The sequence below is a fragment of the Clostridium sp. CAG:221 genome (assembly GCA_000435835.1).
Taxonomy (GTDB): Bacteria; Bacillota; Clostridia; order Clostridiales; family Clostridiaceae; genus Clostridium.
This window is the reverse complement of sequence record FR883406.1, coordinates 31,544-45,868: the sequence shown is the minus strand read 5'-3', so window position 1 is coordinate 45,868 and position 14,325 is coordinate 31,544. Positions and strand designations below refer to the sequence as shown.

Annotated in this window: 11 protein-coding genes; 8 read left to right on the top strand and 3 right to left on the bottom strand. The window is 29.0% G+C overall.

Annotation, left to right across the window (positions count from 1 at the left end; all coding sequences use genetic code 11):
- Positions 1-7: 7 nt before the first annotated feature.
- Entirely contained in the window at positions 8-430 is a 423-nt protein-coding gene (locus Q5O44_RS09650; protein ID WP_022168209.1) for a hypothetical protein, read from the bottom strand.
- Between the two features lie 401 nt (positions 431-831).
- Here Q5O44_RS09650 and Q5O44_RS09645 point away from each other — a divergent pair, with 401 nt between their 5' ends.
- From Q5O44_RS09645 to yjeM, 4 genes are all read left to right on the top strand, one after another.
- Positions 832-2,085 (top strand): ammonium transporter, encoded by a 1,254-nt coding sequence (locus tag Q5O44_RS09645; protein WP_022168208.1) that lies wholly within the window; start codon positions 832-834, stop codon positions 2,083-2,085.
- A 39-nt stretch (positions 2,086-2,124) separates the two neighbouring features.
- Entirely contained in the window at positions 2,125-2,484 is a 360-nt protein-coding gene (locus Q5O44_RS09640) for a P-II family nitrogen regulator (protein ID WP_022168207.1), read from the top strand.
- 128 nt (positions 2,485-2,612) lie between these two features.
- Positions 2,613-4,460: a molecular chaperone HtpG gene (gene htpG / locus Q5O44_RS09635; RefSeq protein ID WP_302637771.1), complete on the top strand. Its 1,848-nt coding sequence runs from the start codon at positions 2,613-2,615 to the stop codon at positions 4,458-4,460.
- 491 nt (positions 4,461-4,951) lie between these two features.
- Positions 4,952-6,457, top strand: a complete 1,506-nt coding sequence (gene yjeM / locus Q5O44_RS09630) for a glutamate/gamma-aminobutyrate family transporter YjeM (RefSeq protein ID WP_022168205.1) — start codon at positions 4,952-4,954, stop codon at positions 6,455-6,457.
- Positions 6,458-6,494: 37 nt separating this feature from the next.
- On the opposite strand, the gene Q5O44_RS09625 is transcribed toward yjeM, so the two are convergent.
- Entirely contained in the window at positions 6,495-6,704 is a 210-nt protein-coding gene (locus Q5O44_RS09625) for a DUF1294 domain-containing protein (protein WP_370545573.1), read from the bottom strand.
- Positions 6,705-7,030: 326 nt separating this feature from the next.
- On the opposite strand from Q5O44_RS09625, the gene pfkB reads away from it, so the two are divergent.
- The 3 genes from pfkB to rbr all read left to right on the top strand — a co-directional run bounded on the left by pfkB (position 7,031) and on the right by rbr (position 10,608).
- A complete protein-coding gene (gene pfkB / locus Q5O44_RS09620; protein WP_022168204.1) occupies positions 7,031-7,933 on the top strand; it encodes a 1-phosphofructokinase in 903 nt (300 codons plus the stop codon).
- A gap of 15 nt (positions 7,934-7,948) precedes the next feature.
- Entirely contained in the window at positions 7,949-9,889 is a 1,941-nt protein-coding gene (locus Q5O44_RS09615; protein WP_022168203.1) for a fructose-specific PTS transporter subunit EIIC, read from the top strand.
- A 131-nt stretch (positions 9,890-10,020) separates the two neighbouring features.
- Complete coding sequence (gene rbr / locus Q5O44_RS09610) at positions 10,021-10,608, top strand: rubrerythrin (protein WP_022168202.1); 588 nt, start codon at positions 10,021-10,023, stop codon at positions 10,606-10,608.
- A gap of 59 nt (positions 10,609-10,667) precedes the next feature.
- Here rbr and plsY read toward each other — a convergent pair whose 3' ends face one another.
- Positions 10,668-11,258: a glycerol-3-phosphate 1-O-acyltransferase PlsY gene (gene plsY, locus Q5O44_RS09605; RefSeq protein ID WP_022168201.1), complete on the bottom strand. Its 591-nt coding sequence runs from the start codon at positions 11,256-11,258 to the stop codon at positions 10,668-10,670.
- Positions 11,259-11,409: 151 nt separating this feature from the next.
- On the opposite strand from plsY, the gene Q5O44_RS09600 reads away from it, so the two are divergent.
- Positions 11,410-14,196: an ATP-dependent DNA helicase gene (locus Q5O44_RS09600; protein WP_022168200.1), complete on the top strand. Its 2,787-nt coding sequence runs from the start codon at positions 11,410-11,412 to the stop codon at positions 14,194-14,196.
- The last annotated feature ends 129 nt before the right edge of the window (positions 14,197-14,325 follow it).

Genomic DNA, 14,325 nt, shown 5'->3' with positions numbered 1-14,325 from the left:
TCATATTTTATGTTTTAAAGTCAAATTTGTTTGAACACCTTCTGCAAGTAACAACAATCTTTCCTTTACCTCTAGGGAGCCTAAGTTTTTGATGGCATTTAGGACATTTAGTTATTTTATAATTACGCTTTTCATTAAAATAATTTTTACTGTTTTCCACCAATGGATAAAGGCTCCCAAAGTGAAAATTAGGAATGTTAGCAGGTAATGATTTGTTAAATATTCCTAAGAATTTATTACAATATGTATAAAACACATTATATTCTTGACGTCTTTTATAATACTTTTTAGAAAAAGCTCTATAAAAAGATAAAATAAGTAGAATAAAAGAAAAAATTCTTGTTACAGGAAAGATATTTAATATTAAGGCAATGAAGATAATAAAAACAGAAAGAAGATCAAAGCCATATCTATTATTATAATTATTCATATAGATCACTCCATTTTTTATTTCAATTACATTATAGTATATGATAGAGGGTAAAACAATTATATTTAAGTTTTAATAAGTTAAGTTTTTGTGAATATACTGTATAAATTAAATGACTATAGAAATAATAAATAGTGTAGGCTTCAAGCTATTATATGCAAAATATTAATAGCTTGGATTTTATATATGGGGTACTGCAAAATATCATGCAGTACCTTTTAAAAAAATGTATTGACATTTTGTGGAAAAATAGTTTAATATATTAATATAGTAATTGATGGCAAAGGGGTCATAGATTTAGAATCTATGGCCCCTTTATCTTTATCATTACATATTTTCTGCAGAAATTATTAATAAAAGAAAAATATTATATTTTATTTGTTAATAAGGGGGAATTGTTTATGGAAACAACAGTAGCTTTAGATACGCTATGGGTATTGCTTGGAGGAATATTGGTATTTTGGATGCAAGCTGGGTTTGCGATGGTTGAAACTGGTTTTACCCGTTCAAAGAATGCTGGGAATATCATAATGAAGAATTTAATGGATTTTGCCATCGGTTCAGCAGTTTATTGGATTTTAGGCTTTGGTATAATGTTTGGTAAAGATATTGCAGGAGTAATAGGGTCTCCAATATGGTTTGCCAGTGGTAGCATAAAGCACTTGGGACTTAATATTCCAAAAGATGCATTCTTGTTTTTCCAAACAGTATTTTGTGCAACAGCTGCTACTATAGTTTCAGGTGCCATGGCAGAAAGAACAAAGTTTATTTCTTACTGTATATATAGTTTTGTAATAAGTGCAGTTATTTATCCAATAGTTGGTCACTGGGTATGGGGTGGAGGATGGCTTAGTAGCCTAGGATTCCACGATTTTGCAGGATCAACTGTTGTACATTCTATTGGAGGCTGGTGTGCACTTATGGGAGCATGGATGCTTGGACCTAGAATAGGGAAGTATTCTAAGAATGGAAAATCAAATGCTATTCCAGGTCATAGTTTGACCTTAGGTGCTTTAGGAGTATTTATATTATGGATGGGATGGTTTGGTTTTAATCCTGGATCAAGTTTAACAGCTATGGATGTTAAATTAAATTCTAGAATATTTATTACAACTAATTTAGCAGCGGCATTTGCAGCTTGTACTACAATGATATTAACATGGATTAGATATAAAAAGCCTGATGTGAGCATGACATTAAATGGTGTTTTAGCAGGACTTGTGGCTATAACAGCAGGATGTGATTTGGTAACACCTCTAGGAGCAGCAATTATAGGAGTAATTTCAAGTTTTGCAATGGTATTTGGTATAGAATTTATAGATAATAAATTAAAAATTGACGATCCAGTAGGTGCTATAGGTGTACATTGTATAAATGGTGTTTTAGGAACATTTTTAACAGGATTATTTGCATATCATGGAGAAATGAAGGGATTATTTTATGGTGGTGGCTTCAAGTTTGTAGGAATACAGCTTGTAGGAATTCTTGCAGTAGCTGCATGGACATTAATAACTTCAGGAATATTGTTTAAAGTAATAAAATCTACAGTTGGTTTAAGAGTTAGTAGAGAAGAGGAAATAAGAGGATTAGATTTAGAAGAGCATGGCATAGAAAGTAGTTATGCTGATTTCCAAAATATAAATGTAGATATCTAATAGATTAATCATCAAAATGTATTAAAAGGAGGATAAGTTATGGGGGATGTTATAACTAAGCTTGAAATAATAACTCGTAAGACAAAATTTCAAGAGCTTAAGGATGCATTAAATGAAATAGGAGTAATGGGAATGACTGTTACACAGGTGTTAGGCTGCGGTACTCAAAAAGGTGAAATGCAGTATTATAGAGGAGTACCAATGGAACTTAAGCTATTACCTAAGATAAAAGTTGAAGTAGTAGTTTGTGAAGTGCCTGTGGAAAATGTTATAGAAGTATGTGAAAAAGTCCTTCGCACAGGAGAAATTGGAGATGGAAAGATATTTATATATGATGTAAAAGAAGTAGTAAAGATAAGAACTGGTGATAGGGGACTTAAAGCTTTGCAAGATGACTAAAAAGGAACGTAATTGTTCCTTTTTTATTGCAAAAATTTAATAAAAAGTAAATGAAAAATTAAAATAAAACAATTGACTTAAAAAATCAGATAAACTAAAATTATACAATAAAAGGTATAGGAGGTAATATTATCATGGAAAGAGGCAATATATCAATACATACAGAAAATATTTTTCCAATAATTAAAAAATGGCTATATTCTGATAAGGATATATTTGTAAGAGAATTAATTAGTAACGGATGTGATGCAGTTCATAAGCTTAAAAGACTGGTATCATTAGGTGAAGCTAAAATTGAAGAAGATAATGATTATAAAATAGTAGTAAAGGTTAATAAAGATAAAAAAACTTTATCTCTTAGCGATAATGGAATAGGAATGACTGCAGAAGAAGTAGAAAAATATATAACACAAGTAGCATTTTCTGGGGCAGAGGATTTTGTTAAGCAATATAAAGAAAGTGAAGATGAAGGAAAACAAATCATTGGACATTTTGGTTTAGGATTTTATTCAGCTTTTATGGTATCAGATAAGGTACAAATTGATACACTATCATATAAAGATGGTTCAAATGCCGTTAAATGGGTTTGTGATGGTGGAACAGAGTATGAAATAGGTGAATCAAAAGAGCAAACAAGTAGAGGAACTACTATTACCTTATATATAAATGAGGAAAGCAGTGAATTTTTAGATAATTATAAAGTAAGATCTGTAATAGAAAAATATTGTTCTTTTATGCCAGTGGAAATATTCTTTGAAGATGAATGTGCAGAAAAGAAAGATGAGGAAAAAGAGACTCCTATAAATGAAATAAAACCACTTTGGACTAAAATGCCAAAGGATTGCAGCGATGAAGAATATAAGGAGTTTTATAAGAAGGAATTTAAGGATTATAATGATCCGTTGTTTTGGATCCATCTTAACGTAGATTATCCATTTAATTTAAAAGGTATATTATACTTCCCTAAATTAAAACATGAGCTAGAAGTTACTGAAGGTGAAGTAAAGTTATATAACAATCAAGTTTATGTAGCAGATAATATAAAAGAAGTAATTCCGGAGTTTTTACTATTGCTAAAGGGAGTAATAGATTGTCCAGACTTACCTTTAAATGTGTCAAGAAGCTTTTTACAACAAGATAAAAATGTAATTAAGATTTCTAAACATATTGTTAAGAAGGTTTCAGATAAGCTGGTAAATGTATTTACTAATCAAAGAGAAAATTATGAAAGCTTTTGGGATGATATACAGATATTTATTAAGTATGGCTGTCTAAGAGATGAAAGCTTTTATGAAAAAATAAAGGAAATACTTATATTTAAAGATTTAAATGGTAAGTATCTAACTTTAAAAGAATATATGGAGCAATGTAAAGAGACTCATGAAAATAAGATTTACTATGTAAATAATGAAAATGAGCAAAGTCAATATATAAATATATTTAAAGAAAATAATCTAAATGCAGTTATTCTAAATTGTAGTATAGATAACCACTTTATAACTCTATTAGAAAGAGAAAATCCAAACCTTTCATTTTTAAGAATTGATTCTGATATAAGTGATATCTTAAAAAATACAGAAGATAGTGATGATAATGATGAGAAAATTAAAGAATTATTTAAGGAAATATTAAAAGATAAAATAGAAGAAGTTAAGGTTGAATCTTTAAAGAACGAAGAAATTACAGCACTTATTACAGTTTCAGAACAATCAAGAAGAATGATTGAAATGAGCAGAATGTATGGAAACATGGATATGGCAGCCATGTTTAAGGAAGAAAAAACTTTAGTTATAAATAGAAATAACAAGATTATAAAAAATATATTAACCATGGAAAATGAAGATAATAAAAATCTTATTTGCCATGAGATATTTGATTTAGCTAGGATTTCTAGTGGGGGATTAAGCCCAGAAGAAATTTCTGAATTTATTAAAAGAAGTAACAAGCTTATTGCAAATAATATGAAGATAGATTAAGAATATGAAAAAAGCTGTATCAAAGTTGATATAGCTTTTTTTATATGTAATTATCATTAAGAAAAATTAATGTTTTTTTGTTTATTTTTAGTGTACATTTGTTGACGTTTTTGGTTTAAGTTAAAATTATTCATATGTAAAATCTCCAATTTAATTTAATCTAGTTGTATATGATAAGTATTTTATACTAAAAATGTGAGTTTGTTATAATAAATAGTGAAAGTTCATCTTATCTTCATAGAAAAAACAGATTTAAACACTGTTATTTTTTTAATCTAAAAAAATATTATGATATTATAAAAATGTTTTAAAAACAAATAATAATTAAATATACAGTGAAAAAAATGATAGTATATAGGAAAAAAAATAATAACTTAGGGAAAAATGAAAATAATAATATAGATTATAATAAAGATATTTGTTATTATAGATGAGTGTGATTTTATCACTAATGATAAGATTGTTAAAATATTCTTGAAAAGGAGATAATTATGGGAAAAGAAAATAAACAAATGAGTAAATTAACATTAGTTGCGCTTATTTTAATGATTTTCACATCAGTTTTTGGATTTAACAATATTCCAAGAGCGTTTTACTTAATGGGATACTCTGCTATCCCATGGTATTTATTTGGTGCAATTGCATTTTTCATTCCATATGCATTCATGATGGCTGAATATGGTGCAGCATTTAAAGAAGAAAAAGGTATATATGCTTGGATGGAGAGAGCAGTGGGAGCAAAATTTGCTTTCGTTGGAACGTTCATGTGGTTTGCTTCATACATAGTATGGATGGTAAGTGTATCTTCATCAATTTGGGTTCCACTTTCTAATTTAATTTTTGGATCAGATGTTACATCAACGTGGTCATTATTTGGCTTAAATGCACCTAAGACATTAGCTATTCTAGGTGTAGTGTTAATAGTAGTAATTACATATTTATCAACAAAAGGTTTAAAAAGCATTTCAAAAATTGCTTCTGTTGGAGGATTTTTCGTTACAAGTGCAAACATAGTTCTTTTAGTAGGTGCATTAATAGTATTTGGAGGAAATGGATTTAAAGCTGCTGAACCAATAAGCTTTTCAGCCTTCTTTAATTCCCCAAATCCATCATATACATCTATATTAGCAATATTCTCATTCTTAGTATATGCAATATTTGCATATGGTGGGTTAGAAGCTGTTGGTGGATTAGTTGATCAAACTGAGAATTCAGAAAAGACATTCCCGACAGGAATTAAGATTTCAGCTATAGTAATAGCTATAGGATATTCATTAGGAATACTTATGATAGGTCTATTTACAAATTGGCAAGAAATATTAAGTTCACCAGAAGTAAGTAGAGCTAACGTTTCATATGTAGTAATCAAGAATCTTGGAGTTCAACTTGGAAATGTATTTGGACTTTCACCTAAAGGTGCTGCAATAATGGGTACTTGGTTTGCAAGATATATAGGTCTTGCCATGTTCCTTGCTTTAATAGGTGCATTCTTTACATTAATATATTCGCCATTAAAGCAATTAATAGAAGGAACACCAAAAGAAATATGGCCTGAAAGCTGGACTAAAGTTAATAAAAACAATATGCCAGTTAAGGCTTTATGGATACAATGCCTAATAGTAGTTGCTATAATAGTAGTAGCATCATTTGGTGGTGATACTGCAGCGGCATTCCTTGATTTATTAATTTTAATGAGTAACGTTGCAATGACAATACCAACTATATTCTTAGCTATAGCATTTATAGCATTTAAGAAAAATGATAGTATAGCTAAGCCGTTTATAATATTTAAGAGTAAAAGCTTTGCCACTGTTTGTGCAGTGGTAGTAATCATCACTGTTGGATTTGCTAACGTATTTACAATAATCCAGCCAGCAATTGAAGAAGGTAAATATATTGATACCATAGCACAAATAGCTGGACCAGTTATATTTAGTATTGTTGCTTTAGTATTATTTAATGCTTATGAAAATAAAGTAAAGAAAAATAAGAAATAGTTTAGAATATAAAAAGATAGTATAAATTATTCACAATTTATACTATCTTTTTTATTACTATAGAAAAGAAAAAACAATGAAAAATTATCATTAACGGTAAGCCGTATTTAAATTTAAAATGTTTAGTTTTGTGTCTGAAGAGTATCATAGCTAAATAAGCACCTAATGATCCGCCTATAAATGATACAGAGAGTAAAGTTTGCTCAGAAATACGCCATTTCTTTTTTATAGCCTTTTTTTTTATCAATAAGCATTAATGTAAATGAAAAAATATTTATAAATAATATATATAATAAAAAAAATTTCATAGATAAATTTACCTCCATCTATTTACTTAATTTTAGATTATAGATAATTAATAATCAAGTAAAAAAGGTACATACTAAAAATAAATTGAAAGGAAGCTAAAAATGAATGTTTATGAAAGAAACTGAAATAAAATGATAGTAAATAAAAGAAATGTATTGACGATGAAAGAAAAGTAGCATATTATTTAATTAAAGAAAACCTTAACAGAAGTTCTTAGCAACTATGTAAAGGATTAAATACGTATAGGTAATAGGAGTGAATAAAATGATTAATACCATCACATTAAACCCTTCATTAGATTATATAGTAAAAGTGGATGATTTTAAGGCAGGGCATGTAAATAGAACTTCTGAGGAGAATATTTATCCAGGTGGAAAAGGTATAAACGTATCAATTGTACTGAAAAACTTGGGAGTTAAGAATCGAGCTTTAGGATTTGTTGCTGGATTTACAGGAGAAGAAATTGAAAAGTTAGTAGCAGATCATGGAGTAGACAGTGATTTTATAAAATTAGAAAAGGGAATGTCAAGAATAAACGTTAAATTAAAGAGTAAGGAAGAAAGTGAAATTAATGGAATGGGTCCTGATATTTCAAAAGTAGATATAGAAAAACTATATAAAAAGCTTGATACTCTTAAAGCAGGAGATTTTGTTGTTCTAGCTGGAAGTATACCAAGTACTTTACCAGATGATATATATGAAACTATTATGAAAGATTTTCAGCATAAGGAAATAAACTTTGTAGTAGATGCAACAAAAGATTTATTACTTAATGTATTAAAATATAAACCATTTTTAATTAAGCCTAATCATCATGAACTAGGAGAAATGTTCAATGTGGAACTAAAGAATAAAGAAGAAATAATTATATATGCTAAAAAATTACAAGAAATTGGTGCAAGAAATGTAATTATTTCAATGGCTGGTGATGGAGCAATACTAATTGAAGAAAATGGTGAAATAACTATAAGTGACACACCTAAGGGAACATTGGTTAATTCAGTAGGAGCTGGAGATTCAATGGTTGGTGGATTCTTAGCTGGTATAGCTGAAGATAAAAATATTAAGGAAGCTTTTAAAATGGGAGTAGCTACAGGTAGTGCTTCAGCGTTTTCAGAAGGCTTGGCAACAAAAGATAAAGTGGAAGAATTGTTAAAACAATTATAGAAGGAGAAATAAATAATGAGAATAGTAGATTTATTGCATGAACAAGGAATAGATTTAAACTTTAATCCTAAAAACAAAGCAGAAGCTATTGATATGCTTATAGATTTGATGGATAAAACAGGTAACTTAAATGATAAACAAGGATATAAAGAAGCTATATTAGCAAGAGAAGATTTAAGCACTACAGGAATTGGTGACGGTATTGCTATACCTCATGGTAAGACAAAAGCTGTAAAAAATGCTTCATTAGCAGCAGCTGTAAGTAAAGAAGGCGTTGATTATGATGCTCTTGATGGAATGCCTTCACATTTATTCTTTATGATAGCAGCACCAGAAGGTGAAAATGAAGTTCACTTAGAGGTATTAGCAAGACTTTCAACTATATTAATGGATGAAGAATTTAGAAAGACATTAATTAATGCAAAGGATAAAAAAGAGTTCTTAAATCTTATAGATAAAAAAGAAAAAGAAAAATTCCCAGATGAGCAAAAAGAAGAAGTAGAAGCTGCTGACGATTCAAGAAAAGGCTATAAAGTATTAGCTGTAACTGCATGTCCAACTGGTATTGCACATACTTATATGGCAGCAGAAAGCTTAAATGGAAAAGCTGAAGAAATGGGTATATCTATAAAAGTTGAAACAAATGGTTCGGGTGGAGCCAAGAATGTTTTAACAAAAGAAGACATTGAAAATTGTGAAGCTATCATTGTGGCAGCAGATAAAAAGGTAGATATGGCTAGATTTGATGGAAAAAAAGTAATTCAAACTAAGGTTGCTGATGGTATTCATAAAGCAGAAGAGTTAATAAGTAGAGCTGCCAAAGGAGATGCGCCTATTTATCATCATGCAGGTGGTAGCAGTGAGGATGAAGAGTCAGCAGAAAAAGAAAGTTTTGGACGTCAGATTTATAAACACTTAATGAATGGTGTTTCACATATGCTTCCATTTGTTATTGGAGGAGGTATATTAATAGCCTTAGCATTCTTATTTGATGATTATAATATAAATCCAGCTAACTTTGGAAAGAATACACCGTTAGCAGCAGTTCTTAAAACAATAGGTGAGACATCATTTAACTTTATGTTACCTGTTTTAGCAGGGTATATATCAATGAGTATTGCAGATAGACCAGGATTAGCAGCTGGTTTCGTTGGTGGAGCATTAGCAAATTCAGGTATTACCATAGCAAGTGCATTTGATTCTAATATATCTGTTGTTAGTGGTGGATTTTTAGGTGCTTTATTTGCAGGGTTCTTAGCAGGATATCTTGTACTTGGAATTAAGAAAGTATTAAGTTTCTTACCACAATCTTTAGAAGGATTAAAGCCTACATTATTATATCCTTTATTAGGAATTGGTTTAGTTGGTGCAATTTTATTATTTGTAAATCCATTCTTTGGAACAATTAATACAGGAATAACAAATGTGTTAAATTCAATGGGAGGAACAAGTAGAGTTCTTTTAGGTATGGTTGTAGCTGGTATGATGGCTATAGATATGGGTGGTCCATTCAATAAAGCAGCATACGTTTTTGGTACAGCGTCACTGGCATCAGGAAACTTTGAAGTTATGGCAGCAGTTATGGCAGGAGGAATGGTTCCACCATTAGCAATTGCATTAGCATCAGTAGTTTTCAGAAATAAATTTACTAAAAAAGATAGAGATGCAGCAGTAACTAATTTTGTAATGGGATTATCATTTATTACAGAAGGTGCAATACCATTTGCAGCGGCAGATCCATTAAGAGTAATACCTTCAGCGGTAATTGGTTCAGCAACAGCAGGGGCATTATCTATGTTCTTTAATTGTACACTTAGAGCTCCTCATGGTGGTATATTTGTATTACCTGTAATAGGGAAACCATTTATGTATCTATTATCAGTAGTAATAGGAACAATAGTAGGTGCTATACTTCTTGGAATATTAAGAAAACCAGTTGAGGAAAAAGCAAAATAATATATAAAAAAGGCAGAAAGTCTAAAAAGATTTTCTGCTTTTTTATATATTTTCATATTCCTTAAAATATAAAGAATAAAAATTATCAAATCCTCCAATAATATATTTAGATTAATTTTAGGAGGAATATTATGGATTTAAAGGATAGTAATACAAAGATAAACTTAATGAGAGCTTTTGCTGGTGAAAGTCAAGCAAGAAACCGATATACTATAGCTGCTGAAGCAGCAGAGAAGCAAGGAATGCATATAATAAAGGATTTATTTATTTATACAGCTAATCAAGAAAAAGCTCATGCAGAAGTATTTTATAGAGCACTTAAGAGTTGTAACAGTGAAAATGTTAATATAGAAGGTGGATATCCAGTTTCATATTATGATGATATAGCAAAGCTTTTAAGAGCCGCAGAGCATGGAGAATTTCAAGAGTATGATGATGTGTATCCAAATTTCGCCAAAGTGGCAAAAGAAGAAGGTTTCATAGCAATAAGCAATACATTTAAGAATATTGCAGAAGTTGAAAAGAAGCACGGAGAGAGATTTGGTAAATATGCTGATATGATTGAAAAAGATACTTTATACAATAGAGAAGAAGAGACAATTTGGATGTGTACAAATTGTGGATATATATATGAAGGAAAGTCAGCACCAAATGCATGCCCTGTTTGCTCTTATCCTAAAGGATATTTTATTGAATTTGAAGAAAGTCCATTTGAATAAATTGTATCAAACTATTGTGAATTTATAAAAAATAAAAAAAGCTGGATAATCCAGCTTTTTTATTTTTCAGTACCGTCTATTAATCTTTTGATATTAGCTCTATGTCTCCAAAATACTAAAACACATGCAAATAGTGTTGCACTCACTAAATACTTATCATAGCCAAAAAGTAAAGTTGTGACAAATAATGTAACACCAGCACTTAATGAACGAATAGATACTACTTTTGTAAATAGCTTTAATCCAAAGAAGACTATTGCTGTTACAATAAAGGTTTTTGGTACTATAAACATAAATGCAGCAGCAGAAGTTGCAACTCCCTTTCCACCTTTAAATTTTAAAAATATAGTATAGTTATGTCCCAATATTGCTGCAACAGCAACTAAAGCTAATGCAATACTTTTATTACTTTTTAAAAGTCCTAAATATAAGAATAAATATGTTACTAGTACAGGTACTATTGCTTTAAGCATATCACATATAGCTGTAATTTTAGATAGTTTTTTACCTGCAATTCTTCCAACATTGGTAGCTCCAATGTTTCCACTACCAAATTCTCTAATATCCTTGTTAAATTTCTTTTTAACTATTATATATCCTGTAGGTATAGAACCCATTAGATAAGAAAAAATAACTAATAAAGCTAACATAAATATCTCCTTTTCATATATTACATACATTATAATATTTTACATTTGAAAATTATGCAAGAGATATTTATTTTAAAGTAGCATATTTATGTTGATTTACCATAAATAATGAAATAATATAAAAATACTAATGGAAAAAAGAGGTGAGAAATTGCTGAAGTTAGATTGTGTTTTGGAAGAAGTAATATTTATTGATATAGAAAATATGGGAAGCTGGAAGAAGGTAGAGGTCCTTAAGTATAAAGCAGCAACAATGGAACCGGAAAAGGAAATCTTTTCTTTTAAGGATGGAGCTAGTGAGGAAAATAAAAGGTTTAAAGAATTTATAGAACAATATCCAGTAATTTATTATGATCAGGATAATATTTCATTTAAAGATTATGGATGTACTAATGAATTATTAAACTTAATTGAATTGGCAGCAATATTAGAACCTTATATGAAATCTTTTTACTTAAAGGATATTTTAAAGGAAATATCAACCTTAGAAGAAAGTGAAAAAATGAAAAAAACTAAGCAGATGGTTATTGCTTTAAATTGCCTTTTAAGTAGGTTGTGGATTAGGGAGGAAAATGTTCCACTAAAGAATAGATTGTATGAGCAGTTAAAAAGGGAAAATATTCATTGGATTTGGCAAAAATATTTAATTTCGCCGCCTTTGTTTTCTACAGAATTATATAACTATATAAAACTTGAAGGGAAAAGAGAATCAGTTAATAAAAGAATTGACCATAAAGCTCTGTCTAGCTATGAGTTGCTTTTAAGAAATGAAGAGCTATGGAGTAGTGAAGGTTTTAAATATGTATATAGACCAGAACAAGAAAACATATCTAAAAAGATAAGAGAGAATTTCCAAAAGGGAGAAAGAATCTTTATTGAAGCTCCTACAGGAAGTGGAAAGAGTTTTGCTTATATACTGACAGCTGCAATATGCTCATATGAAAATTCAAGGAATAAAAACAAAGAAGGTAGTAATTTTATTATTTCTACAGATACAAAAGAATTACAAAATCAACTTATAGAAAAAGATATTCCTAAGCTTTTAAAAACATTAAATTTACATAATACAGTAAAATATGGTTCCATTAAAGGAAAGAAAAACTATTTGTGTATAGAAAGACTAAGGAAATGTGAGAAAATTCAAGGGAAGTTAGTATATATTTTTCTTAAGAGGCTTGTGGAAAATGGGGAATATGGTGATATTGAAAATATAAATTATTGGGCATACTCATATTTTGAAATTGAAAAATATCTTGATGAAGTAAATTGCGATAGTGATGAATGTAATTTAGGGAAGTGTAATAAGCCGTGCTATTTACGAAAAAGATATAATGAGTTGCCACAGGAAAATATTACAGTAGTAAATCATTCATTATTAGCCAGTTGGCCTTATGAAGAAAAAAGAGAAATTAATAATGTAATCATAGATGAAGCACATAATCTTATGGAAAAAGCTTATGATTTTTTTGCTGAGGAATTTAATGCCAGTGAGATCATAAGGTTATTAAAGCTTGTAGATGAAGGAAAGCCTTCAATTATATTTATATTAAAGAAGCTTAATGCCAACTATGGATATAGGGAGCAAGTTGATGCCATAAGTATTAAAAATAAAACAGTAGAAATTCAATTTAATATAAACAATATGTTTAATGAAATAAGGAGGTTAAAGCTTAAAGATAAGGAATATGATTTTTCTGATGAAATAAATAATTGTGAATATGAGCATAAAGCTTTTTTGAATAGTTTAAGAGAACCTCTTCAGACGCTAAAAAATAGTATTTATGGATTGCATAGAGTTATTAATAAAAATTTAGAGGATATTGTAGGTGATAATAAGGACAAGAGTTCCGAATACAATTTTATAAATAACTATATTGCAAAATTAAAAGGAGCTTATGACACAGTTGATAAGTTTTTATCAATAGATAGGGAAAATGCAAGAATTATTAATATAAGTAATGAATATGCTAATTTTATTTTAAGAAATGTTCCATTAAGTGTTGGGGATCTTATAAATGAAAGGATTCTTAACAATGCTAAAAGCGTAGCTTTTTTATCAGCAACTCTTAGGATAAATAACTCTTATAAAAGTATAAAAGAAATTTTAGAGCAAAGAGAGGCCAATGAATATACGGTAAATCCTGTATTTAATCTTAAGAAGAGAACTAAAGTATTTATTGCTGAAGATATTGGTGATTATAGACAGAAGAGTTATGTGGAAAAAGGTGCTTCTTTGATTTTTGAAATATCCAAGGCGTTGTCAGGACATATGCTTGTATTATTTAATAATAATAATAGAAGGGATGCTTTTAAAAGGGAATTGGAAAAAAAGATAGTTGGGGCTGATATAGAAATACATACTAGTAAAAAAGCAATACATCTTTTGAAAGATAGAGAAAGAAAGGTAATATTATTAGGAAGTAAAAGTTTCTTTGAAGGTATAGATCTTCCAGGTGATAGCTTAGCTTGTGTAATTTTTGACAAAGTACCAAATGTAAATCCAAAGGATCCTTTGTTTAAAGCTTTAAAAGCTTATAGGAATGTTAATTATAAAGAATATAACTACTCTAAGGTAAGTATTAGAATGAAACAGGGGTATGGAAGGTTAGTAAGAAGCATATATGACTATGGCTATTTTATAATTCTTGATGGAGGAAATAATAGATATACCATAAATTCCATTGAAAAAGATTTAAATGGACCTAATATAAAAAATATACCATCAAATGAAATAATATCATCCATAGGAAGAGATATATCCATATGGCAGCAGGAAAATCTAAGAATGCTTTTAAAAGATATGAAGAGGGAAGAAATAGCTAAAAACTTTAATGGTATTGCAAAATGTAATTCGTTATTTTGGGAAGTAAGTAATGAGAAAGAAAATGTTTTAAATTTTAAAAATATAAAGAACCAAGTGAAGGTGACATTTTATTAAAATTATTTAATATTTTATATTAAATAATTTTATTTTTTACATAATGTTAAATATGATTTAAAATAAGTTACTAAATATAAAAACAATCAAGTTGGAAAATATAACGAAAAAGAAATATGTTACATAAAT